Below are 22,751 nucleotides of genomic sequence, written 5' to 3'. Positions count from 1 at the left end.
CCACCATGTCCATTGATACTGCCGAAGCGCACTCGCCTGCCACGCCGGCGAAAAGCGAGTTAATTTATCGCCTTGAAGACCGCCCACCGCTGCCGCAGACGCTGTTTGCCGCCTGTCAGCATCTGCTCGCCATGTTCGTTGCGGTGATCACCCCTGCGCTTTTAATCTGCCAGGCGCTGGGCTTACCGGCGCAGGATACGCAGCACATTATCAGTATGTCGCTGTTTGCCTCCGGCGTGGCCTCTCTGCTGCAAATCAAAACCTGGGGACCGGTGGGATCGGGCCTGCTGTCGATTCAGGGCACCAGCTTTAACTTTGTCACGCCGCTGATCATGGGCGGCATGGCGCTGAAAAATGGCGGTGCTGATGTGCCGACCATGATGGCGGCGCTGTTTGGAACGCTGATGGTCGCCTCCTGTACGGAAATGGTGTTGTCTCGCGTGCTGCATTTGGCACGTCGCATTATTACCCCGCTGGTTTCCGGCATTGTGGTAATGATCATTGGGTTATCACTGATTCAGGTGGGACTGACGTCAATCGGCGGCGGCTTCGCCGCGATGAACGATCACAGCTTTGGCGCGCCAAAAAATCTGCTGCTGGCAGGCGCCGTGCTGCTGGTGATTATCCTGCTTAACCGCCAGCGTAATCCCTGGCTGCGCGTGGCGTCACTGGTCATTGCCATGGCGGTGGGCTATCTGCTGGCGTGGGCGCTGGACATGCTACCCGCGCAGGCACCAGCAACCGCGCAGCCGCTGCTGGCGGTGCCCTCGCCGCTCTACTACGGTCTCGGTTTTGACTGGAATCTTTTGATTCCGCTGATGCTGGTCTTTATGGTGACGTCGCTGGAGACCATCGGCGATATCACCGCCACCTCTGATGTCTCAGAGCAGCCCGTTAGCGGTCCGCTGTACATGAAGCGATTAAAAGGCGGCGTGCTGGCGAACGGCCTCAACTCCTTCGTCTCAGCGCTGTTCAATACCTTCCCAAACTCGTGCTTCGGTCAGAACAATGGCGTGATCCAGCTTACCGGCGTGGCCAGTCGCTACGTCGGCTTTGTGATTGCGCTGATGCTGATTGTGCTGGGCTTGTTCCCGGCGGTGAGTGGCTTCGTGCAGCATATTCCTGAGCCGGTACTGGGCGGTGCCACCATTGTGATGTTTGGTACCATTGCCGCTTCCGGCGTGCGTATCGTGGCGCGTGAACCGTTAAATCGCCGCGCCATCATGATCATCGCGCTCTCGCTGGCGGTGGGCATGGGCGTATCACAGCAGCCGCTGATCCTGCAATTCGCGCCGGACTGGCTGAAAACCCTGCTTTCATCCGGCATTGCCGCCGGAGGAATTACCGCAATTATCCTTAACCTCATCTTCCCGCAAGAGAAGTAAACGCACGGGCAGCCTGCGGGCTGCCTGCTATTTATCCGCATTTACATCCCGGTGGTTGAGCTACAACGTTAATTCAGGCATAACAACCTCTTACCGCATGATGATCGGGATGGATGCGATGAAATTTTTGGGCAAGTTTTTCCTTACCTTACTGCTGCTGCTCACGCTGGCGCTGGTGCTGCTTTATGTTCTGTTGCAGACACAGTGGGGCGCGGGCTGGTTTAGCCGCTGGGTAAGCGATAAAACGGCTTGGCACCTCTCGTTGAGCAAGATTGAGCATCGCCTTTCCGCGCCCTCACACGTCATCCTGGATAACTTCAGCTTTGGTCATGACGGTCAGCCCGCCATGCTGGTGGCGAAGCGCGTGGATCTCGGCATGTCACTGGTACAGTTCAGCGATTGGCTGCATTTTGACAGCATTGAAATTCGCGATGGCGACGTTAACCTCGGCAATCAAACGCCCGACACCGCGCTTCCCGTTGAGGCCAATCGACTGCAGTTGAATAATGTCCGCATTGAAAGCCCGCGCAGCACGCTGCCACTCACCGCTACGCGCGTTAACGGCGGCATTGTGCCGTGGAAACCGCAGCCTTCAGACATGCTCGGCACCGATGCGCAGTTTCAGGTGAGCGCGGGCACCCTGACGCTTAACGGCGTGACCGGTGATAACGTTCTGCTACAGGGCAGCCTGAAGAACCGCCAGCTGGTATTGAATACCGTCGGGGCGGATTTGGCGCGCGGCTCAATGACCGGACGCGCAAGCCGCGATGCGCAGGGCAACTGGCAAATCGACCAGCTGCGCCTCAACGATATCCGCTTACAAACGGCGCAGAGCCTGCGGGATTTCCTCACTCCGCTGCGTGATGTGCCTTCAGTGAGCATCAACCGACTCGATGTGACCGATGCGCGCTTGCAGGGCCCCGACTGGGCAATCACCGATCTGGATTTAACCCTCAAAAATATCACGCTGCGCGGTGATGATTGGCAAAGTCAGGACGGATCGCTCTCCATGAATGCCGGTAATTTTATTGATGGCGCGCTGGAGCTGAACGATCCGATTGTGAATGCCACGTTTTCGCCGCAGGGCATGCAGCTGACGCAATTCAGTTCGCGCTGGGTCAACGGGGTGATCCGTGCCAGCGGCGCGTGGACCCGCACCGACAAGCGCTTAACCCTGGATGAGCTTGCGGTGGCCGGGCTGGAATATACCCTGCCGCAAGACTGGCGCGATCGCTGGCAGCAGGCGCTACCGCAATGGCTGGACAGCGTACTGGTGAAGCGCGCCACGGCAAACCGCAATCTGGTGATCGATATTAATCCCGCGTTTCCCTTCCAGATGACGGCGGTAGACGGCAGCGCAGAGAATCTGCTGCTGGCGCGACAGCACCAGTGGGGCGTGTGGGCGGGTAAGGCGAGTTTCAACGCGGCAGAAGCCACCTTTAACCGTACCGACCTCCGCCATCCCTCGCTGACCCTGAGTGCCGATGAACAGCAGGTACAGGTGAGTGAGATGAGCGCCTTTGTTGGCAAGGGACTGCTGGAAGGGACCGCAAGCGTGGGACAAGATGTGCAACGTCCTGTCACCCTGAACCTGAAAGGCCAAGCCGTGCCAGCAAACGTGCTGGAAAACTGGGGATGGCCTGCCCTGCCTGTGAGCGGCAACAGTAATCTGCAGCTGCAGTTAAAAAGTTCGCTGCGTGCTAGCACGCCGCTGCGCGCCAGCACCGATGCTACGCTGTCGGTGACGACCGAAACCCAATCCCTGCAGCAGAACATGCGCGCCGGGCAGGTGCAGCCATAATGCAAAGGGCGGTGATGTCACCGCCCTTGTTGTTGCGTCAATACTCAGTTGATGCGCGCGCCGGAACCGCCCTCTTCTAACGGTCCATCCGGATCGGCAGGCAGCACGATGTACACGCCCTCAAACACCGCGCCCAACTCGTCGTCGCCAAACAGATCGACCTCCATTTGTACTCGAGCTTTGCGCCCGCGCGCCAGGCGGTCAAGATCGCCGCTCAGCGAGCCAAGATCGGCGGTGGCGCCGGGTCGGCCGCTAATGGGTTTGCTGTAACGGATATGCGCATCGGCAAGAATAATGGTGCCGCCCAAATGGCGCTCACGCAGCAGAAGCCAAATCAGGCCCCAGCCGGTGAGCGTGGCCAGGGAGAACAAGCTGCCCGCAAACAGCGTGTGATGGGGATTCTGGTTCCCCGCCTCCGGCATCGTGGTGACAAACTTCTGGCCGGTGTATTGCAGGATGCGCACGCCCATCTTTTCACTGAGGGGGATGTGCTCATACCATGCTTGCTGCAACTGCCCGCACCAGTCGGCACGGTGCAGAATATCATCCAGCGTCACTACCGGTTTGATCATGAGAAAATGACGAACCGGCGTGGTTTGCGGCGCGGTGATCTCGCCCTGATTCACAAAACCCAGCTTAGCGAAAAATTCCACGGCGTCTTCGCGCGCGCTACAGGTCACACGCTTCGCGCCTTCCTGCCGCGCCACGGACTCTAGCGTCATCGCCACCAGCGTCCCCAAACCTTTGCCCTGCACCGACGGGTGCACGGCCAGAAAGCGGATTGCCGCTTCGTTTTCAGCATTGATATACAGACGACCGACGGCAACGGCTTTGCCCTGCTCATCCACCACCATTTGGTGATGGGCGAGCGCATCCCAGGCGTCTCGCTCAGAACCTTGAGGCTGGCGCAGCGGTTTTCGTAACATTTCCCAGCGGAACTGGTAATACATATCCAGCTCTTCTGCGGTTTGTGGCACGCGAAGATGATACATAAAGTGATTCTCTCGTTCGGTGCTGGCGTGACTCAATCCCTGCCGCGTAGCAAGCGACATCATACCTGCAACCAGAAAGTAACGGGGCCATCGTTAACCAGTGAAACCTGCATGTTGGCCGCAAAGCGTCCGTTGGCAGTCTGCACGCCAAGCGCGCGACAGCGTGCGCTGAAATCTTCGTAAAGCCTTTGCGCTTCAGCCGGTTCTGCACCACCGGAAAAGGAAGGCCGCAACCCTTTTTGCGTATCCGCAGCCAGCGTAAACTGCGACACCACCAGCACGCTGCCGCCCGCCTGCTTAACGTTGAGGTTCATTTTGTCGTTTTCATCGCCAAAAATGCGATACCCCAAGACCCGCTCGGCCAAACGCTGCGATTTTTGTTCATCATCGCCCTTTTCCACACCGAGCAATATCAGCAACCCCGTGCCGATCGCGCCCACCGTTTCATCTTCCACGCTGACGCTGGCGCGACGCACGCGCTGAATCAATGCAATCATGTTTCCCCTTGTTCTTTCTCGCGTTCCTGCTGCTTTAGCTGGCGATAGTCATCCAGCGTCACCGTGATTTCCGCGCCCAGCAGCACGATGCACCATGTCCAGTACACCCACAGGAACAGAATAGGAATCACCGCCAGTACGCCATATATCAACTGATAAGAGGGGAACATCGTAACATAGAGCGCAAAGCCTTTTTTGCCCAGCTCAAACAGCAGACCGGCGACAATTGCGCCGATCAGCGCATCCCGCGCGGGCACGCGGCGCGTGGGAACGATGCTGTACAGCAACCAAAACGACAGCACAGAAAGCAGCAGCGGGAAAATGCGCAGCACCTGGTCAATCACGCTGGTCATGCCGGAGACGTTCATCCAGCGCAGCGACAGCAGATAAGAGCTGATGGCCAAACTGGCACCCGCCAGCAGGGGGCCCAGCGTCAGAATCATCCAGTAAACGGCGAACGAATACACCATTGGCCGATGGTTATTACTGCGCCAGATGGTGTTCAGCGCACTGTCCACCGAATGCATCAACAGCAGCGCAGTGGCAATCAGCCCCACCGCCCCCACGGCAGTCATTTTATTGACGTTACGCACGAACTGGTCGAGATAGCGCTGAATAACGTCGCCCGCCGCAGGCATAAAGTTGCTAAAAATAAAGTGCTTCAGCTGTACGCTGATGTCAGAAAACACCGGAAACGCGGCAAAAAGCGCAAAGACCACGGCGATCAGCGGCACTAAGGCCAACAGGGAAACGTAGGCCAGATTGCCGGCCTGCGTGGTCATGCTGTCTTCATCAATGCGTCGCCAGAGCAGCTTCACCCATAAAAAGAAGGCGTGCGCCGAATGGCGCAGAGGAGTGCGCATGTTCCATTAAACCCGATTGGCAAACCAGTTCGGTACGGTTTTGTTATCCACCACCAGCACGCTTTCAATGCCCAGCGCTTGTGCGGCGTCCACATTGGCCTGATTATCATCGAAAAACACCGTCTGATCGGCGGTAAACCCTTCGTGCTCAAGAACATGGTGGTAAATACGCGCTTCCGGCTTACGCATCCCAAGATCCTGCGACATATAAATGTGGTCAGCCGCCTGCTGCACCTCGGGATAATGGGTTGGCCAGAACTCAAAATGCAGCTGATTGGTGTTTGATAAAATCACCACGCGCTCGCCCTCGGCGCGCAGTCTCTTCATGATGGCTACGGTTTCGGGACGCACGCCGATGAACAGCGCCTGCCAGCCTGCCGTGAACTGCGGGTAACTCAGCGCGACATCCAGCTGGTCGCAGAGACGCGCGGCAAATTCAGGATCGCTGATTTCGCCTCGCTCATGTTTTTCAAAGTTTTCGTCCATGATAAAACGACTTTGCAGCGTCGCCAGCGGCACGCGGCCCAGATCGCTCCAGACGCCCAGTACGCGGTTAAAATCGATATCAACAATCACATTGCCTAAGTCAAAGATGTACAGCATGACGTCTCTCCTGATGTTCCCTGGATCATTCACTCTAGCGGCAAAACAGAGCGCTGAACAGCTAAGATAAGCGAGAAATCAGCGTTCTGGAAAGCGCGTCCCGCACCATCATCAACGGTTAAGGCAAGACGATCGATAAAAAAAAGCCCCGCAGTGCGGGGCTTTCTATCAGATTGTTTCGCTTACTCTTTGCTGCCGCGTGACGCGCGCTTGCGGTCATTCTCGGTCAGGTGACGTTTGCGAATACGCACAGACAGCGGCGTTACTTCTACCAGTTCGTCATCATCGATGAACTCGATAGCCTGTTCCAGCGTCATCTTCTGCGGTGGAACCAGGGTTGTGGCTTCGTCGGTACCTGACGCACGCATGTTGGTCAGTTTTTTACCGGTCAGGCAGTTAACCGTCAGGTCGTTTGAGCGGCTGTGAATACCGATGATCTGGCCTTCATACACTTCCGCACCGTGACCCAGGAACAGTTTACCGCGATCCTGCAGGCCAAACAGTGCGAATGCCACCGCTTTACCCTGACCGTTAGAGATCAGCACGCCGTTCTGACGCTGGCCCACTTCGCCTGGACGCACATCGTCGTAGTGGCTGAACGTGGAGTACAGCAGACCGGTACCCGAAGTCATGGTCATGAATTCGTTACGGAAGCCGATCAAACCACGGCTTGGGATCACGTAGTCGAGACGTACGCGGCCTTTGCCATCTGGATCCATGTTTTTCAGGTCGCCTTTACGCTCACCCATGGCCTGCATCACCGAACCCTGGTGGGTCTCTTCGATGTCCAGAGTCACGTTTTCGAACGGCTCCTGTTTGCGGCCTTCGTGCTCGCGGAAGATAACTTTTGGACGGGATACCGCCAGCTCGAAACCTTCACGACGCATGTTCTCGATCAGAACGGACAAGTGCAGTTCACCACGACCTGAAACGCGGAATGCATCAGCATCTTCGGTTTCTTCAACGCGCAGTGCCACGTTATGCACCAGCTCTTTGTTCAGGCGGTCAAGAATCTGACGTGAGGTCACGAACTTGCCTTCTTTACCACAGAACGGTGAGGTGTTGACGTTGAAGAACATGGTTACCGTTGGCTCATCCACGCTCAGTGCGGGCAGCGCCTGCACGTTCTGCGGATCGCAAATGGTATCAGAGATGTTCAGCTCGCCCAGGCCGGTCACGGCGATGATGTCGCCCGCTTCCGCCATGTCGCTGTCGATACGCTCCAGACCCAGGTGGGTCAGCACTTTACCGACTTTGGCGTTGCGCGTTTTGCCTTCGCTGTCCACCACGGTAACCTGCTGGTTCGGCTTGATCTTACCGCGCTTGATGCGACCGATACCGATTACGCCCAGGTAGTTGTTGTAGTCCAGCTGCGAAATCTGCATCTGCAGCGGCGCGTCGGCTTCAACCTGCGGCGGTGATACGCGATCAACAATCGCCTGATACAGCGGCGTCATGTCGTCGGCCATGTCGTTGTGGTCCAGACCCGCAATACCATTCAGCGCAGAGGCATAAATGATAGGGAAGTCCAGCTGCTCGTCGGTCGCGTCGAGGTTAACGAACAGGTCAAAGACCTGATCCACAACCCAGTCAGGACGCGCGCCAGGACGGTCAACTTTGTTGATCACTACAATCGGCTTCAAACCATGCGCAAAGGCTTTTTTGGTTACGAAGCGGGTTTGCGGCATAGGGCCATCCATCGCATCTACAACCAGCAGCACCGAGTCCACCATGGACATTACGCGCTCCACTTCACCACCGAAGTCGGCGTGTCCTGGGGTATCAACGATGTTGATACGGTAATCATTCCATTTGATGGCGGTGTTTTTCGCGAGGATGGTAATCCCACGCTCTTTCTCCAAATCGTTGGAGTCCATTACGCGCTCGGTTGCTTCAGTACGTGCATCAAACGTACCGGATTGTTGCAGCAGCTTATCAACCAGGGTGGTCTTTCCATGGTCAACGTGCGCGATGATGGCGATGTTACGCAAATTTTCGATCACAGCTTTGCCTCAGGCATTATAGAAATAACGCGGTATTGTACACGGATTAAGCGGAAGACTGAACACGATCACAGATTTCACCGCAAGTTTCTTGTAGCGCTGGATTTTAGTACCGATTACGGTGCATTAATCCGCAATGGCGCACGCGAATGCACCACAATGGTGCTTTGCGCGCCTCGGTGAGCACTGTTTTAGTGCAATCCCGCCATCCTGGTGCAGCCATTTCTCCACGAAGGGGCGCATCGCAGCGCGATTTAGCCCGCTGTAAAAAAGTTGGCACAGAATTCGCTTTATCTTTCACAAGCGAAAACGACAGTTGCACAACGGTTGATAGAGCTTGCCGAGATCTCGGTCAGAGTGACGACCACTCAAGGCTTAGAAGTTCTCTCACCATGACAACAATGACCATTTCCAGGAGAGTTGAGTATGTCTGCTGAACACGTTCTCTCGATGATGAACGAGCACGAAGTTAAGTTTGTTGACCTGCGTTTTACCGATACCAAAGGTAAAGAACAGCACGTTACGATCCCTGCTCACCAGGTTAACGCTGACTTCTTCGAAGAAGGCAAAATGTTCGATGGCTCTTCCATCGGTGGCTGGAAAGGCATTAACGAATCAGACATGGTGCTGATGCCGGACGCAACGACCGCGGTCATGGACCCGTTCTTTGAAGATCCTACGCTTATCATCCGCTGCGACATCCTGGAGCCGGGCACGCTGCAGGGCTACGACCGCGATCCGCGCTCTATTGCGAAACGTGCAGAAGAGTTCCTGCGCTCATCCGGCATCGCCGACACCGTGCTGTTTGGACCAGAACCCGAGTTCTTCCTGTTCGATGACATTCGTTTCGGTTCTTCTACTTCCGGTTCACACGTTGCTATTGATGATATCGAAGCATGCTGGAACACCGGCAAAGCTTACGAAGGCGGTAACAAAGGTCACCGTCCTGGCCTGAAAGGCGGCTACTTCCCAGTGCCACCGGTTGACTCCTCACAGGACATCCGTTCTGCCATGTGTCTGACCATGGAGCAGATGGGTCTGGTGGTTGAAGCACACCACCACGAAGTGGCAACGGCGGGTCAGAACGAAGTGGCTACCCGCTTCAACACCATGACCAAAAAAGCCGATGAGATTCAGATCTACAAATACGTGGTGCACAACGTGGCGCACGCGTACGGCAAAACCGCGACCTTCATGCCGAAACCAATGTTCGGCGACAACGGCTCAGGCATGCACTGCCATATGTCACTGTCTAAAGGCGGCGTGAACCTGTTCTCCGGCGATAAGTACGGCGGCCTGTCTGAAACGGCACTGTTCTACATTGGCGGCATCATCAAGCACGCTAAAGCCATCAACGCCCTGGCGAACCCCACCACCAACTCTTACAAGCGTCTGGTTCCGGGTTATGAAGCGCCGGTTATGCTGGCTTACTCCGCACGTAACCGCTCAGCCTCTATCCGTATCCCAGTGGTTGCCAGCCCGAAAGCGCGTCGTATCGAAGCCCGTTTCCCGGATCCAGCGGCTAACCCATATCTGGCGTTTACCGCGCTGCTGATGGCCGGTCTTGATGGCATCATCAACAAGATCCACCCTGGCGACGCGATGGACAAAAACCTCTACGACCTGCCGCCGGAAGAAGAAGCTGAGATTCCAAAAGTGGCTGGCTCGCTGGAAGAAGCACTGAACGCACTGAACGAAGACCGCGAGTTCCTGACCCGTGGTGGCGTCTTCACTGACGATACGATCGATGCGTATATTGAGCTGCGTAAATCCGACGTAGACCGCGTGCGCATGACGCCACATCCGGTTGAGTTCGAACTGTATTACAGCGTTTAAATCGTAACATTTGCGCCTGTGTCAGGCTTGGCACAGGCCGCCAACGTTTTTTTGTTGCCGTGGAAACTTTAGCCCATCTTCGGATGGGTTTTTTTCACCGCGAATTCATCGTTCAACTGATTGTTTACCGCCGCGAAAGGCTACAATGCACGCATTTGGTGCAGAGGAACGTTGTATGGCAACTGGCACGCTGCCCGACGCAGGGCAGATTCTCAATACTTTGATCAACAGTATTTTGTTGGTGGATGACGCGTTAGTGATTCACTACGCCAACCCGGCAGCCCAGCAGTTACTGGCGCAAAGCTCACGCAAATTGTTCGGCACCCCATTACCGGAACTCACCGGCTATTTTTCGCTGAATGTTGAGGTGATGAACGAGAGTCTCAGCGCAGGCCAGGGTTTTACCGACAGCGAAGTCACCATTGTGGTCGACGGCCGCGCGCACATTATGTCGCTGACGGCGCAGCGCTTACCCGATGGCTTAATTCTGCTGGAAATGGCGCCAATGGATAATCAGCGTCGCCTCAGTCAGGAACAATTGCAGCACGCCCAGCAAGTGGCCGCCCGCGACCTGGTGCGCGGACTGGCGCATGAAATAAAGAACCCGCTGGGCGGATTACGCGGCGCGGCGCAGCTGTTGACGCGCGCCCTGCCCGATCCGTCTCTGCATGAATACACCCGCATTATCATTGAGCAGGCCGATCGCTTGCGCAATCTGGTGGACCGGCTGCTGGGTCCGCAACAGCCGGGAATGCATGTAACGCAAAGTATTCATCAGGTTGCGGAGCGCGTGGTGAATCTGGTCTCAATGGAGCTGCCGGAGAACGTGTCGCTGGTGCGTGACTACGATCCCAGCCTGCCCGAGTTGCCGCACGACCCCGATCAGATTGAACAGGTGCTGCTCAACATTGTCCGCAATGCGCTGCAGGCGCTGGGCGAAGAGGGCGGCACCATCGTCATCCGGACGCGCACCGCCTTCCAGCTTACGCTGCACGGTACGCGCTATCGGCTGGTGGCACGCATTGATATTGAAGATAACGGCCCGGGCATTCCGGCGCAGCTGCAAGACACGCTGTTCTATCCGATGGTAAGTGGACGCGAAGGCGGCACCGGCTTGGGTCTTTCTATCGCACGCAGCCTTATCGATCAGCACTCAGGAAAAATTGAATTTAACAGTTGGCCGGGTCATACCGAATTTTCGGTTTACCTGCCTCTTCGCCAGTGAGGTTTCTATGCAACGAGGGATAGTCTGGATCGTCGATGACGATAGCTCCATCCGCTGGGTGCTTGAACGCGCGCTCACTGGAGCCGGTTTGAGTTGTGCGACCTTTGACAGCGGTGACGCGGTGCTGGATGCATTAGCCACCAAAACCCCCGATGTGCTGTTGTCCGATATTCGCATGCCGGGCATGGACGGTCTGGCCCTGCTGAAGCAGATCAAGCAGCGTCATCCCATGCTTCCGGTCATCATTATGACGGCGCATTCCGATCTGGATGCAGCCGTAAGCGCCTATCAGCAAGGTGCGTTTGATTACCTGCCCAAACCGTTTGATATTGATGAAGCGGTAGCGCTGGTAGAGCGGGCGATCAGCCATTATCAAGAGCAGCAGCAGCCGCGCAATCAGCCGGTCAGTGGTCCCACCACCGATATCATTGGCGAAGCGCCAGCGATGCAGGATGTGTTCCGCATCATCGGCCGCCTGTCTCGCTCTTCCATTAGCGTGCTGATTAACGGTGAATCCGGCACGGGTAAAGAGCTGGTGGCGCATGCGCTGCATCGTCACAGCCCGCGTGCCAAGGCACCGTTTATTGCCCTGAACATGGCGGCTATCCCGAAAGATCTCATCGAATCCGAGCTGTTTGGCCACGAAAAAGGGGCCTTCACCGGGGCGAATCAAATTCGTCAGGGACGGTTCGAGCAGGCCGACGGCGGCACGCTGTTCCTGGATGAGATTGGTGATATGCCGTTAGACGTGCAAACCCGCTTACTGCGCGTACTGGCCGATGGCCAATTCTATCGCGTGGGAGGCTATGCGCCCGTCAAGGTGGACGTGCGCATTATTGCCGCAACGCACCAAAATCTGGAGCTGCGCGTGCAGGAGGGCAAATTCCGTGAGGATCTGTTCCACCGCCTTAATGTGATTCGGGTACATCTGCCGCCTCTGCGCGAGCGCCGTGAGGATATTCCACGCCTCGCGCGTTACTTCCTGCAGGTAGCCGCACGCGAATTGGGCGTTGAAGCAAAAATTCTGCACCCGGAAACGGAAACGGCGCTGACGCGTTTGCACTGGTCCGGTAACGTACGCCAGCTGGAGAATACCTGCCGCTGGCTGACGGTGATGGCCGCGGGACAGGAAGTCTTAATCCAGGATTTGCCGCCTGAACTGTTTGAATCCAGCCTGCCGGATAGCCCGGTTCAGTCACTGCCCGATAGCTGGGCCACGCTGCTGGCGCAATGGGCGGACCGCGCGCTGCGTTCCGGTCATCAGAACCTGCTGTCAGAAGCACAGCCGGAAATGGAGCGCACGCTCCTCACCACGGCACTGCGCCATACTCAAGGCCACAAGCAAGAGGCGGCGCGTTTACTGGGTTGGGGACGCAATACGCTGACGCGTAAGCTGAAAGAGCTGGGGATGGAGTAAGTGAGCGGCGTGGAAGCGCGACGCAGATGCACATTTTTCGTGGGATCCGTCTGTACACGCCGATGCCGTTCAGTATCATACGGACGGTAATCGGGAGAAGCGAACATGTTTCATTCAGTTATTCAGCTTGTCACGCACGCAGCAGCAACAATGGGTAGCGCGGTGGCGCATTCACCGCAAACCTGGGTGGCTGCAGTGATGTGCGCCCTGACGGCGAGTCTGTTTAATTAATACCAAGGGAGCCTCGGCTCCCTTTGTTATATCACGCGCGAAAAGGCCTGCGGCTGCGCGCGCTGGCGCAGATAGCGATCGAAACACATGCAAAGGGTACGGATCAGCAGTCGGCCCACGCCTGTGACCCGAATATGCCGGTCACGGATAACCAGTAATCCGTCGGCTTCAAGCGGTGCCAACAGCGCCAAATCTTCTGCGAAGTAACGCTCAAACCTCACCGGCCACTGCGCTTCTATAGCGGCAAAATCCAGCGAGAAATGACACATCAGCCGCTTGATCACGTCACGACGAATCATGTCATCTTCGCTCAGGCGCACGCCGCGCCACAACGCATCACCGCACTGTTCCACGCTGCGATAGTAGGTATTCAGATCTTTTTGGTTTTGCAGATAGCTGTCGCCCAACATACTGATGGCGGATACCCCTAACCCCAGCAGGTCGCTATCGCCGCGCGTGGTGTAGCCCTGAAAATTGCGGTGCAGCAGCCCCGCGCGCTGCGCCACGGCCAGTTCATCATCCGGTTTGGCAAAGTGATCCATGCCAATAAACTGGTAGCCGGCCTGCGTCAGCGTCGCGATGGTGTGCTGAAGTATCTGTAACTTTTGTGCAGCGCTCGGCAGCTCATCGGGTTTAATTTTGCGCTGCGCGGCAAAAAGCGCGGGCATGTGCGCATAGTTAAATACGCTCAAGCGATCGGGATGCAGCGCCAAAACCTTGTGAAGCGTCAGCGCAAAACTTTCTGGCGTTTGCAGCGGCAGACCATAAATCAGATCCAGACTGATGGAATGGAATTGCTGCTCTCGCGCCCGCGTCATTAGCGCAGAAAGCACCGCTTCATCCTGCACGCGATTCACGCGCGCCTGCACTTCGGGAGTAAAGTCCTGCACGCCAATGCTCAGACGATTAAAGCCCTCCGCGCGCAGATGATCGACGACCTCCAGCGGGATTTCTCGCGGGTCCACTTCAATGGACATTTCAGGCGCATCAGCAAAGGTAAAATGCGTGCGCAGCAGCGCTACCAGCCGACTTATCTGCTGCGGATTAAGGAAGGTTGGCGTACCGCCGCCCCAGTGCAGCTGCACCACCTCACGGCCCGCAAACAGGGGCGCACGGTGACGTATCTCTTGCGCCAGCGCATCAAGATAGCGATCGGCTTTGTGTGGGTGACGCGTGACGATTTTGTTGCAGCCGCAAAAATAGCAAAGCCGGTGGCAAAACGGGATATGCACATACAGCGAAAGAGGACGCTGCGGCGAATGCGCGACGGCGTGCAGGAAAGTGGCTTCGTCAATTGCTTCGCTGAATTCAAGCGCGGTGGGATAGGAAGTATAGCGAGGGCCTGCGCCATTGTATTTTTCAATACGGCGCTGATCCCACTCTGGCTGCAACGATAGCATGCTCACTCCTTACGCTGGTGGCGTCTAAAAGCAGGTCGCGTCGCAGAAGCTGAAAGGGGACGGTTGGCCGAACGCTGGTGTAAACGCGACTTCAGGCGCGACAACCGGCGTAGTTTAAACAACAACCTCAGGAGATAACATGTGAGTAACAGCGCTAAAATTGATCCAGGCCAAAGCATAGGTGAATACCGGTTTAGCGCGGCATGCGTAGAGCCGCATGCCGATCATTTTTGGCCTTAATTGCCCTTCAGCAGACGCATCATATCGACATCTGCCTGCTCATCTTCGTTCTCATCGTCCAGCGCAATGCCCAGCGTTTCCATTAGCTCGTCGATGCGGTCCAGCGTGTCATCCAGCCAGGCTTGATCTTCGCCGCTCAGCGTTTCGCCATTTTCAAGACGATCCAGCAGCGTATCCAGACGTGGATTGTTCTCGAGCGAGGCCAGCTCTTCTTCCGGCGTCAGGCGCGTTTTTTTCGCCACAGGCTCGGTTTTCACCACCGGTTTTTTCACCGGCTGAGTTTTGCCCTCGGCCACCAGCGCCACGGGCTTTTTACTGCCCAAGCGCGGATCGCTATTCGACTGGCCCTGACGCTTGCCCGCCGCTGGCGTTTCGGGGTTGGCACGGCTGCCTGCTTTATGGCCGCTGTGTTTTTTCTCGCGTTTGCGATCGCGCGCTTCCTGGTTCAGTTCTTCGCGTGATTTACGTTTGGCTTTTGCTTTTGCAGCGGGTTTGCCGCGCTGGGCGGGTGCAGGTTGCTTCATGGTGTCCGGTCTCGGCGATTTTTTACTCAGTATATACCTGGCATTGTCACGGTGCAGGCGCGTTGGCTACACCCTGCTTTCAAGCACTGCGGCTGTCTAACAGCGTTCAGGCGCATCGCACTTCGCCCTGAAGACGTAAGGTATAGTTTTCCGGCGAAATCTAGCAGAAACACAGCCAAGAAAAAAGGCGACAGCCTATGCTATCGCCTTATTTCGCACCTTCTTGTGAAGGAATTACGGTATCAGTCCGTTATGGCTGTCAACGTCCCGGTTGCTCCTTCGCCTTTTCGCTCCTGCGAATGCTCCCTGTCCCTGTTCGTTTCGTGTTTGAATCGATTCCTGCCCCGCTCTCGGTTATCCCCAACGCTCCTGAGCACATCATCCTGATGGGTGCGGCCTTGCACTGACAACAAATGTAGACCACGAGAGAAATTGGACAAGGGTGATTTTCAGCTTCTTTGCGAACATTATTTCCAGAAATAATATAAATAATTGAAAAATATTATTTTATTATCAGAGCTTTTTTTCATAAAACGGTAAAATCTGTTACTGCCACGCGGCAATCTCTTACAAAATAGCCGGTTCAGCGGCTATTGAGCACTTTTGCGTCATAACAGGTATAATCAGCGCCATTGCCTGAATACATTTGCTGGAGCTTTACTTTGTCTGCTTTGAATTATCACGTTACCCACTTCATGCTGAGCGCCCCGGATATCCGTCATTTACCGTCTGATAGCGGTATCGAAGTGGCCTTCGCCGGGCGCTCAAACGCAGGCAAGTCTAGCGCGCTGAATACGCTTACTAACCAGAAAAGCCTGGCCCGCACCAGTAAAACGCCTGGGCGCACGCAGCTGATCAACCTCTTTGAAGTGGTTGAGGGCAAGCGGCTGGTTGATTTGCCTGGCTACGGCTACGCCGAGGTGCCGGAGGAGATGAAGCGTAAATGGCAGCGTTCCCTGGCTGAATATTTGCAAAAACGCCGTGCGCTGAAGGGATTAGTGGTGCTGATGGACATCCGCCATCCGCTGAAAGATCTCGACCAGAACATGATTGAGTGGGCGGTGCAGAGTCAGATTCCCGTACTGATCTTGCTGACTAAAGCCGACAAGCTGGCCTCGGGCGCGCGCAAAGCGCAGCTGAACATCGTGCGTGAAGCCTCTCTGGCTTTCATGGGGGATGTGCAGGTTGAAATGTTCTCTTCGCTGAAAAAGTTGGGCGTCGATAAACTGCGCCAGAAGCTGGATAGCTGGTTTAGCGAACTTGAACCCGCGCTGGAAGAGGATGCCCCGACGGCGTAAGCACATCGCGGGCGTCACGAGCACGCTCTCAGAACGCGCCCAATAAAAAACGCCCCAGTCATGACTGACTGGGGCGGCTAATATTCAGCCAAATCCGATTACGTGAAGTAAAAGGTCTGAAAGATAGAACATCTTACCTCTGTACCCTACGCAGCGAACTTTACCTGAATTTTTGTGACCAAAAAAGTTTTTTTTGTCCTTTGGTTTCACGATTTGCCATTTTTTCTACCGACCTCGTCACACTTTCGCACACGATCTGGCGTGAAATTGCAAAAAAGTGCTTAAACGCCAGCCAGTTACTCATGCGGTGGCGTTGCGCTGACGCTAAACCAATGAATCCCTCGTTTTTTCTTATGATGCAGCCAGCGACGCAGCTTGCCGCTGGCTCAGGGCTATCAGTGCGCCTGATCCCAATTATCGCCAACGCCCACTTCAACCTGCAGCGGCACATCCAGCTTCATACTGCCTTCCATGAGCTGACGGATTTTCTCGCTGGCATGGTCAACGGCATCACGGTGGATCTCGAACACCAATTCATCGTGTACCTGCATGATCATCTTCACTTCATCGGTATTTTGATCCTGTAGCCAACCGTCCACGGCAATCATGGCGCGCTTGATGATGTCTGCGGCAGTACCCTGCATCGGGGCGTTGATCGCTGCACGCTCTGCGGCCTTGCGCCGAATGGCATTGCTGGCGTTGATATCAGGCAGCCACAGGCGACGGCCGTCCAGTGTCTCCACATAGCCTTTGTCTGCCGCCATGGCGCGCGTCTTCTCCATGTAGCGCAGCACACCCGGATAGCGTTCAAAGTAAAGATCCATATACTTCTTCGCCTCACCGGCACCAATGTTGAGCTGCCGTGACAGGCCAAAAGCGCTCATGCCGTAAATCAGACCAAAGTTAATCGCCTTGGCGCTGCGGCGCTGCTCACCGGACACCTTGCTTAATGCCACGCCAAATACTTCCGCCGCCGTCGCGCGGTGGATATCTTCACCGTGCGCAAACGCATCCAGTAAGCCTTTATCTTGCGACAAGTGCGCCATGATACGCAGCTCAATCTGCGAATAGTCCGCTGCCACAATGCGCTTGTCCTGACCGGCAATAAACGCCTGACGAATGCGGCGCCCCTCCTCGTTCCTGACCGGAATATTTTGCAGGTTCGGATCGGTTGAGGAGAGACGGCCCGTAGCGGTCACCGCTTGATGATACGAGGTATGTACGCGTCCGGAGTGCGGATTGATCATCAGCGGCAGCTTGTCGGTATAAGTCGATTTCAGCTTCGACAGGCCACGGTGCTCGAGGATGACTTTGGGCAACGGATAGTCCAACGCTAACTCAGCCAGTACTTCTTCACTGGTCGAGGGCGCCCCGCCCGGCGTCTTTTTAGTGGGTTTGATGCCCTGTTTCTCAAACAGGATGGTTTGCAATTGCTTGGTGGATGAGAGGTTAAACGGCTCTCCCGCCAGTTCATGGGCTTTTTGTTCCAGCTCGGCCAGACGGGACGTCAACTCCTGCGAATGTTTCGCCAGAATGGACGGATCAATCAACACGCCGTTGCGCTCTATGCGTGAGATCACGCGTACCAGCGGCATTTCTATTTCGCTGAACACCTGCTTAGGTCCCGCTTGCTGGGACAGTTTTTCCCACATTTTCAGATGCAATTGCAGCGTCACATCGGCATCTTCTGCCGCATAATGTGCCGCCTGCTCAAGGGCAATCTGGTTGAAGGTGAGCTGATTTTTGCCTTTACCGGCAATCTCTTCAAACGTCACGGTTTTATGGTTTAGCCAGCGCGCAGCGAGGCTATCCATGTCGTGTTTACCGCCCACGCTATTCAGACAATACGACTCCAGCATGGTGTCGTATTTGATGCCGTTAAGTTCGATATCGTAATTTTTTAATACCCCGCGATCGTACTTAAGGTTTTGCCCCACCTTGGCAGCGTTGCCATCTTCCAGCAGCGGCTTAAGACGCGCGAGCACCTCAGCGCGATCGAGCTGATCGGGCGCATCCAGATAGTCATGCCCCACCGGCAGATAAGCGGCCTCGCCCGGCGCAACGGCAAACGAAATACCCACAATGTTGGCGCTTAACGTGTCCAGCGCGTCGGTTTCTAAATCAAAGGCGAAGAGGTCGGCTGCTTTCAGCTTTTCCAGCCACGCCTCGAACGTAACGTCGTCCAGAATGGTGACGTAACCATCAGATGACAGCACGCTGACGGTTTCGGCCACCGCAGGCGCGACCTCTTCCGGCAGTGCTTTCTGCGCTCGCGTATTGTTCTTTCTTCCCTGCAGCCATTTGCCCTCCTGCAGGTCACTGATCCAGCGCTTAAATTCAAAGCGGGCAAATAGCGCTTGTAGCGCATCCACGTCCGGCTCATTCACCGTAAGCTGTTCGCTGCTCAGTTCCAATGCCACGTCAGTTTTAATCGTGGCCAGCTGATAAGAGAGAAAGGCGACGTCGCGATTTTGCTCCAGCTTCGCTGCCATGGATTTCGCCCCACGGAACGTGAGATCGGCAACTTTATCGAGGTTGTCGTAAATCGACTGCATACTGCCCAAGCCCTGCAGCAGCGCCTGCGCGGTTTTTTCTCCAACGCCCGGTACGCCCGGTATGTTGTCGGAGCTGTCACCCATCATGGCAAGGAAATCAATAATCAGCGACGGCGGCACGCCAAACTTTTCCTCAACTTCTTCAGGGCCGAGCACCGTATTGTTCATGGTGTTGATCAGCGTAATGTTTGGCGTCACCAACTGCGCCATGTCTTTATCGCCAGTGCTGATCAGCACGGCACGTCCCTGCTTTTCTGCCTCTAACGCCAACGTACCGATGACATCATCGGCTTCCACGCCGGAAACAGCCAGCAGCGGTAACCCCATGGCTTTCACCATTTCATGCAGCGGCTCGATCTGCGCACGCAGATCGTCTGGCATGGGCGGACGATGGGATTTGTAGTTTTCGAAGAGCGCATCGCGGAACGTTTTGCCTTTGGCATCAAAGACCACAGCCACGTGAGTAGGCTGATACTGCACTAACAGGCTTTTCAGCATGTTAAGCACACCATACATGGCGCCCGTTGGCTCTCCGCCACTGTTCGTCAGCGGCGGAAAGGCGTGATATGCACGGTAGAGGTAAGAGGATCCATCTACCAGAATCAGGGGATTTTCTGCAATTTGCGCCATAGGTTCGTCGTTTCTTCGTTGCGATAATGAGAGGTATAAGGATGCCACATCCTACGGAGAATGTTGAATGTACGCACCGTGACCGGGCATCTTTTCACGATCGCGCGATCGCGATCGCAGGGATCGCGCTGTGGATAACTTTGTGCGTAAAAATCATAACGTCTGATTATTGACAGGATAGACGTTTTAAAAAGCAATTTAAGTTATTTTTAATCAGTAACTTAAAAACTTACTGTGATGCATAACGTCCTTTTGAAAAGACGATCGTCCATGTGGATATTAAGCGAAGGCGCGAAGAAAATGAGAAGGGAAAATAAGGACGCCGACGCCAGGGGCGTCGGCGGTATGACAAGGCAATTACTTTTTCTTAAGCAGGAAGTTCACAGTATTCGCATAATCAGCCACAAAGTTCTCTTTGGAGCTGGTATCCAAACCACCGTTATTGATCATGTATTTACCATCGATAAACATCGCTGGCACGCCCTGTAAATCAAAGTCTTTTGCCGCTTTCTCTTGATTCGCAACCAGCGCTTTTACAGCGAAACTGTTCCAGGCCGCGTCGTACTCTTCGGCGCTGATGCCTGCAGCTTTAACAAAGGCTTCTTTTAGGCTTGCCGGGTCGGTAATGGTTTGGGTTTTCTGAATGCCATCAAAAATAGGCGCAGTCACTTTATCTTCTACCCCCATGGACATGGCCACCGCCCAAGCATGCGTGACCACGGGACCGAAATCACCGCCGAGGAAATCAACGTGGTATTTGGTGATTTTGGTATCGGCAGGCAGGCTTTTTTTCACCGTATCGCTTACTTGATAAAGACGTTCAAACTGATAGCAGTGTGGGCAGAAGAAGGAGAAGAACTCCACGATCTGCGGTTGATTATTTACCGGCTTTGGCAACGTAACGTACTGCTTTCCGTCTGTGAATTGTGCCGCTGAGGCTCCAAATGCCAGCATTAAACCGACCAGCGCAAACATAATCTTCTTCATTACTCGTTACTCTCCTGAGAACATCATTAAAATTGCGGGTGAAGCTGTAAAGGGGGTTCGTGTAACAGCTTCTCCTGCTCGATAAACAGAGAAATTTGTCGCCGCCAAAAATCCTCCTCCGTCATCCATGAAAAGGCGCGCGGAAAAGCGGGATCCTGCCAACGGCGGGCCACCCAAGCCAGATAATAAACCATGCGCATCGCGCGTAAAGGCTCAATCAGCGCCAGTTCACGTTCGTCAAAATCACTGAACTCCGTATAGGCTTCCAGCAGAATGTCCCACTGAATGCGCTGCTCTTGACGCTCACCGGCGATCAGCATCCAGAGATCCTGCACGGCAGGGCCAGTGCGCGCGTCATCAAGATCCACGAACAGTGGCCCTTCTCGCCAAAGAATATTACCGGGATGGCAGTCGCCGTGTAGTCGCAGTGGCTGCCAATCATGATGCCAGACTTGCTGTAACGTGCGGCTCAGCCGTTCGACAGCGCTTAACAGTGATGTTTTCAGCGATGCCGGCACCAGCGCGCACTGATCCAGTATCTGATAGGGCTGAATCACATACTCATCAAGGGTGAATGCAGGACGATGCGCGAACAGGCGCTTACGACCCGTTTGGTGCAGTCTTCCCAGGAAACGCCCCACTGCCTCAAGGTGATCTTCGTTATCCGTCTCATATTGTCTGCCACCCAAGCTGGGAAAGACCGCAAACATGAAACCGCCATATTGATGCAACGTCTGCTTCTGTAACAGCAAAGGCGCAGCGATCGGGACCTCGTCGGCCACAAGATCTTGGGCAAAGGCGTGCTCTTCCAGGATTTGATCGTGATGCCAGCGTTGCGGCCGATAGAACTTTGCTACATAACGGCGCTTCTCGTCATCGCTGAATTGATAAACACGGTTTTCATAGCTGTTGAGCGCGGTAAGACCTGATTCCACGCGCAGCCCGGCATCCCAGAGCGCATCCAGAATGAGGCCAGGATCAAGCGTTTCAAAATTAAATGCAGCTTCACTCATCGTTACGCCCGGTCGTTCCGTTCCAAATAGCTGTGCAGGATAACATTACTCGTCATCGGTTATCACACCGCGTGCGCGCAGCAGCGCCGTTTTAAAGTCGGATGTCTGGTCCTTTTGTAAACCCGGAATCGCTGCCAGGCTATCCGCATCGCGCATTTTAAGATGATAAATCAACGCATCGTCGCTTAATTCACTTAATGGGCCACGGAAACCGCATTCCTGCGCCAGTTTCTGTAAAAATGCCAATAGATTAGAATCAGGCTCCTGCTGCCAAGCTGTGTGCAGAAGGGCGAGCAACTCATTAAGACGAGGATGTTGCACCGTTAATTTCCTCAGTTTACATGGGACCAGTATGCATAAAGGTTTGGAGACGCACATGCGCACATTGACCGGCGTTATCCTTGCGGGCGGCCAGGGCCGTCGCATGGGTGGACGCGACAAGGGACTGATTGATTTTCAGGATCAGCCGCTTTATCAACATGTACTGCAGCGATTTCGCCCGCAGGTAGACAGTGTGTTGATCAGTGCCAATCGTAACATTGATCGCTATCAGGTTAGCGGCTGTCAGGTCATAACCGATTCGATAACAGACTATTCTGGCCCGCTCGCCGGTATGCTGAGTGGATTACAACACAGTAAAACCGAGTGGGTGGCCTTTTGCGCCTGTGACACGCCGTTCATTCCTCTAAATATGGTGGAACGATTATGGCAACAGCGCGCTGACTCGCCTGCGGTATGGGTAAAAACGATAGCGCGCGATCACCCGGTGCTCTGCCTGCTGCATCGGCGCCTGGCCAAGCCGCTCGAAGCCTATCTGCTGCGCGGTGAGCGACGTTTACTCCAGTTTTTGCAACATCAAGCAGGACACGCCGTGCTTTTCCCTGATACGGAAGATGCCTTTAGCAACATCAATACGCCAGAAGAGTTGGCGCAGGAAGAAAAAAAGCAGTAAGGGAGAGTCGACCGCCGCGGTGGCCTGGCGCTACGGCGGGTGCGGACAGGTGGCGGTAAACCGGTGTGCGTCGCGGTGAAGGAACGAACAAATGAGGATTTCCTACAGGCACAGCGGCAGGATTATGCGAAGGAAAAGACGGCGTTAAGCGGTCGCAGAGATCACAGCGGGCGAAGTCATTCGCCTGTGCGGGCGCGGCAGCGATCGGATCGGCCGGGCAGGCGGGCGATTTTCGCATGCACGTCATGTTCTGCAGACGTAAAAAAGCCCTGAACGGTCGTTCAGGGCTCTTCTGTTTG

At 55.2% G+C, this 22,751-nt stretch carries 19 protein-coding genes; 8 read left to right on the top strand and 11 right to left on the bottom strand.

Annotation, left to right across the window (positions count from 1 at the left end):
* Positions 1 to 5: 5 nt before the first annotated feature.
* Both LU196_RS18145 and LU196_RS18140 read left to right on the top strand, forming a co-directional pair.
* The gene (locus LU196_RS18145; protein ID WP_232761394.1) at positions 6 to 1,385 is read left to right on the top strand and encodes an NCS2 family protein; all 1,380 of its coding nucleotides are present in this window, start codon (positions 6 to 8) and stop codon (positions 1,383 to 1,385) included.
* Positions 1,386 to 1,503: 118 nt separating this feature from the next.
* Positions 1,504 to 3,186, top strand: coding sequence for an AsmA family protein (locus tag LU196_RS18140; protein WP_232761395.1), 1,683 nt, complete (start codon positions 1,504 to 1,506; stop codon positions 3,184 to 3,186).
* Positions 3,187 to 3,230: 44 nt separating this feature from the next.
* Here the strand turns inward: LU196_RS18140 and fabY are convergent, their stop codons facing one another.
* The 5 genes from fabY to typA form a co-directional block, all read right to left on the bottom strand.
* Positions 3,231 to 4,178, bottom strand: coding sequence for a fatty acid biosynthesis protein FabY (gene fabY, locus LU196_RS18135; RefSeq protein ID WP_232761414.1), 948 nt, complete (start codon positions 4,176 to 4,178; stop codon positions 3,231 to 3,233).
* 59 nt (positions 4,179 to 4,237) lie between these two features.
* On the bottom strand, positions 4,238 to 4,675 hold the full coding sequence (dtd, locus tag LU196_RS18130; RefSeq protein WP_232761396.1) for a D-aminoacyl-tRNA deacylase: 438 nt from the start codon (positions 4,673 to 4,675) through the stop codon (positions 4,238 to 4,240).
* Positions 4,672 to 5,538 carry a virulence factor BrkB family protein gene (locus tag LU196_RS18125; RefSeq protein WP_232761397.1) on the bottom strand — a complete coding sequence of 289 codons (867 nt, stop codon included), beginning with the start codon at positions 5,536 to 5,538 and terminating at the stop codon, positions 4,672 to 4,674. The genes dtd and LU196_RS18125 overlap by 4 nt, the downstream gene beginning before the upstream one ends.
* A gap of 6 nt (positions 5,539 to 5,544) precedes the next feature.
* Positions 5,545 to 6,141 (bottom strand): glucose-1-phosphatase, encoded by a 597-nt coding sequence (yihX, locus tag LU196_RS18120; RefSeq protein WP_232761398.1) that lies wholly within the window; start codon positions 6,139 to 6,141, stop codon positions 5,545 to 5,547.
* Between the two features lie 182 nt (positions 6,142 to 6,323).
* Positions 6,324 to 8,144: a ribosome-dependent GTPase TypA gene (gene typA, locus LU196_RS18115; RefSeq protein WP_232761399.1), complete on the bottom strand. Its 1,821-nt coding sequence runs from the start codon at positions 8,142 to 8,144 to the stop codon at positions 6,324 to 6,326.
* Positions 8,145 to 8,570: 426 nt separating this feature from the next.
* Between typA and glnA the strand changes: the two genes are divergently transcribed.
* The 4 genes from glnA to LU196_RS18095 all read left to right on the top strand — a co-directional run bounded on the left by glnA (position 8,571) and on the right by LU196_RS18095 (position 12,853).
* Entirely contained in the window at positions 8,571 to 9,980 is a 1,410-nt protein-coding gene (glnA, locus tag LU196_RS18110) for a glutamate--ammonia ligase (RefSeq protein ID WP_232761400.1), read from the top strand.
* A 175-nt stretch (positions 9,981 to 10,155) separates the two neighbouring features.
* Positions 10,156 to 11,205, top strand: a complete 1,050-nt coding sequence (gene glnL / locus LU196_RS18105) for a nitrogen regulation protein NR(II) (RefSeq protein WP_232761401.1) — start codon at positions 10,156 to 10,158, stop codon at positions 11,203 to 11,205.
* A gap of 7 nt (positions 11,206 to 11,212) precedes the next feature.
* Complete coding sequence (gene glnG / locus LU196_RS18100; protein ID WP_232761402.1) at positions 11,213 to 12,622, top strand: nitrogen regulation protein NR(I); 1,410 nt, start codon at positions 11,213 to 11,215, stop codon at positions 12,620 to 12,622.
* A gap of 105 nt (positions 12,623 to 12,727) precedes the next feature.
* Positions 12,728 to 12,853 carry a YshB family small membrane protein gene (locus LU196_RS18095; RefSeq protein ID WP_232761403.1) on the top strand — a complete coding sequence of 42 codons (126 nt, stop codon included), beginning with the start codon at positions 12,728 to 12,730 and terminating at the stop codon, positions 12,851 to 12,853.
* Between the two features lie 26 nt (positions 12,854 to 12,879).
* Here LU196_RS18095 and hemN read toward each other — a convergent pair whose 3' ends face one another.
* Both hemN and yihI read right to left on the bottom strand, forming a co-directional pair.
* Positions 12,880 to 14,253, bottom strand: coding sequence for an oxygen-independent coproporphyrinogen III oxidase (gene hemN, locus LU196_RS18090; protein ID WP_232761404.1), 1,374 nt, complete (start codon positions 14,251 to 14,253; stop codon positions 12,880 to 12,882).
* A 236-nt stretch (positions 14,254 to 14,489) separates the two neighbouring features.
* Complete coding sequence (yihI, locus tag LU196_RS18085; protein ID WP_232761405.1) at positions 14,490 to 15,017, bottom strand: Der GTPase-activating protein YihI; 528 nt, start codon at positions 15,015 to 15,017, stop codon at positions 14,490 to 14,492.
* Positions 15,018 to 15,679: 662 nt separating this feature from the next.
* On the opposite strand from yihI, the gene yihA reads away from it, so the two are divergent.
* Positions 15,680 to 16,315, top strand: a complete 636-nt coding sequence (gene yihA / locus LU196_RS18080; protein WP_232761406.1) for a ribosome biogenesis GTP-binding protein YihA/YsxC — start codon at positions 15,680 to 15,682, stop codon at positions 16,313 to 16,315.
* A gap of 395 nt (positions 16,316 to 16,710) precedes the next feature.
* Here the strand turns inward: yihA and polA are convergent, their stop codons facing one another.
* The 4 genes from polA to LU196_RS18060 all read right to left on the bottom strand — a co-directional run bounded on the left by polA (position 16,711) and on the right by LU196_RS18060 (position 21,821).
* A complete protein-coding gene (polA, locus tag LU196_RS18075) occupies positions 16,711 to 19,500 on the bottom strand; it encodes a DNA polymerase I (RefSeq protein ID WP_232761407.1) in 2,790 nt (929 codons plus the stop codon).
* A 357-nt stretch (positions 19,501 to 19,857) separates the two neighbouring features.
* A complete protein-coding gene (dsbA, locus tag LU196_RS18070) occupies positions 19,858 to 20,487 on the bottom strand; it encodes a thiol:disulfide interchange protein DsbA (protein WP_232761408.1) in 630 nt (209 codons plus the stop codon).
* Positions 20,488 to 20,513: 26 nt separating this feature from the next.
* Entirely contained in the window at positions 20,514 to 21,500 is a 987-nt protein-coding gene (locus LU196_RS18065) for a serine/threonine protein kinase (protein ID WP_232761409.1), read from the bottom strand.
* 45 nt (positions 21,501 to 21,545) lie between these two features.
* Positions 21,546 to 21,821: a YihD family protein gene (locus LU196_RS18060; protein WP_232761410.1), complete on the bottom strand. Its 276-nt coding sequence runs from the start codon at positions 21,819 to 21,821 to the stop codon at positions 21,546 to 21,548.
* A 55-nt stretch (positions 21,822 to 21,876) separates the two neighbouring features.
* Here LU196_RS18060 and mobA point away from each other — a divergent pair, with 55 nt between their 5' ends.
* Positions 21,877 to 22,452 (top strand): molybdenum cofactor guanylyltransferase MobA, encoded by a 576-nt coding sequence (gene mobA / locus LU196_RS18055; protein WP_232761411.1) that lies wholly within the window; start codon positions 21,877 to 21,879, stop codon positions 22,450 to 22,452.
* Positions 22,453 to 22,751: the final 299 nt, after the last annotated feature.

This window comes from Pantoea sp. Mb-10 (assembly GCF_021272205.1).
In the GTDB taxonomy this organism is placed as follows: Bacteria; Pseudomonadota; Gammaproteobacteria; order Enterobacterales; family Enterobacteriaceae; genus Pantoea.
This window is presented reverse-complemented; position numbering and strand designations above follow the sequence as displayed.

Excerpts from the sequence above, each read along its gene's own strand:
- dtd (WP_232761396.1), bottom strand. The coding sequence starts at position 4,675 with ATGATTGCATTGATTCAGCGCGTGCGTCGCGCCAGCGTCAGCGTGGAA.
- yihX (WP_232761398.1), bottom strand. The coding sequence starts at position 6,141 with ATGCTGTACATCTTTGACTTAGGCAATGTGATTGTTGATATCGATTTT.
- mobA (WP_232761411.1), top strand. The coding sequence starts at position 21,877 with ATGCGCACATTGACCGGCGTTATCCTTGCGGGCGGCCAGGGCCGTCGC.
- glnA (WP_232761400.1), top strand. The coding sequence starts at position 8,571 with ATGTCTGCTGAACACGTTCTCTCGATGATGAACGAGCACGAAGTTAAG.
- LU196_RS18095 (WP_232761403.1), top strand. The coding sequence starts at position 12,728 with ATGTTTCATTCAGTTATTCAGCTTGTCACGCACGCAGCAGCAACAATG.
- glnL (WP_232761401.1), top strand. The coding sequence starts at position 10,156 with ATGGCAACTGGCACGCTGCCCGACGCAGGGCAGATTCTCAATACTTTG.
- LU196_RS18140 (WP_232761395.1), top strand. The coding sequence starts at position 1,504 with ATGAAATTTTTGGGCAAGTTTTTCCTTACCTTACTGCTGCTGCTCACG.
- LU196_RS18065 (WP_232761409.1), bottom strand. The coding sequence starts at position 21,500 with ATGAGTGAAGCTGCATTTAATTTTGAAACGCTTGATCCTGGCCTCATT.
- yihI (WP_232761405.1), bottom strand. The coding sequence starts at position 15,017 with ATGAAGCAACCTGCACCCGCCCAGCGCGGCAAACCCGCTGCAAAAGCA.
- dsbA (WP_232761408.1), bottom strand. The coding sequence starts at position 20,487 with ATGAAGAAGATTATGTTTGCGCTGGTCGGTTTAATGCTGGCATTTGGA.
- glnG (WP_232761402.1), top strand. The coding sequence starts at position 11,213 with ATGCAACGAGGGATAGTCTGGATCGTCGATGACGATAGCTCCATCCGC.
- LU196_RS18145 (WP_232761394.1), top strand. The coding sequence starts at position 6 with ATGTCCATTGATACTGCCGAAGCGCACTCGCCTGCCACGCCGGCGAAA.
- fabY (WP_232761414.1), bottom strand. The coding sequence starts at position 4,178 with ATGTATCATCTTCGCGTGCCACAAACCGCAGAAGAGCTGGATATGTAT.
- LU196_RS18125 (WP_232761397.1), bottom strand. The coding sequence starts at position 5,538 with ATGCGCACTCCTCTGCGCCATTCGGCGCACGCCTTCTTTTTATGGGTG.
- hemN (WP_232761404.1), bottom strand. The coding sequence starts at position 14,253 with ATGCTATCGTTGCAGCCAGAGTGGGATCAGCGCCGTATTGAAAAATAC.
- polA (WP_232761407.1), bottom strand. The coding sequence starts at position 19,500 with ATGGCGCAAATTGCAGAAAATCCCCTGATTCTGGTAGATGGATCCTCT.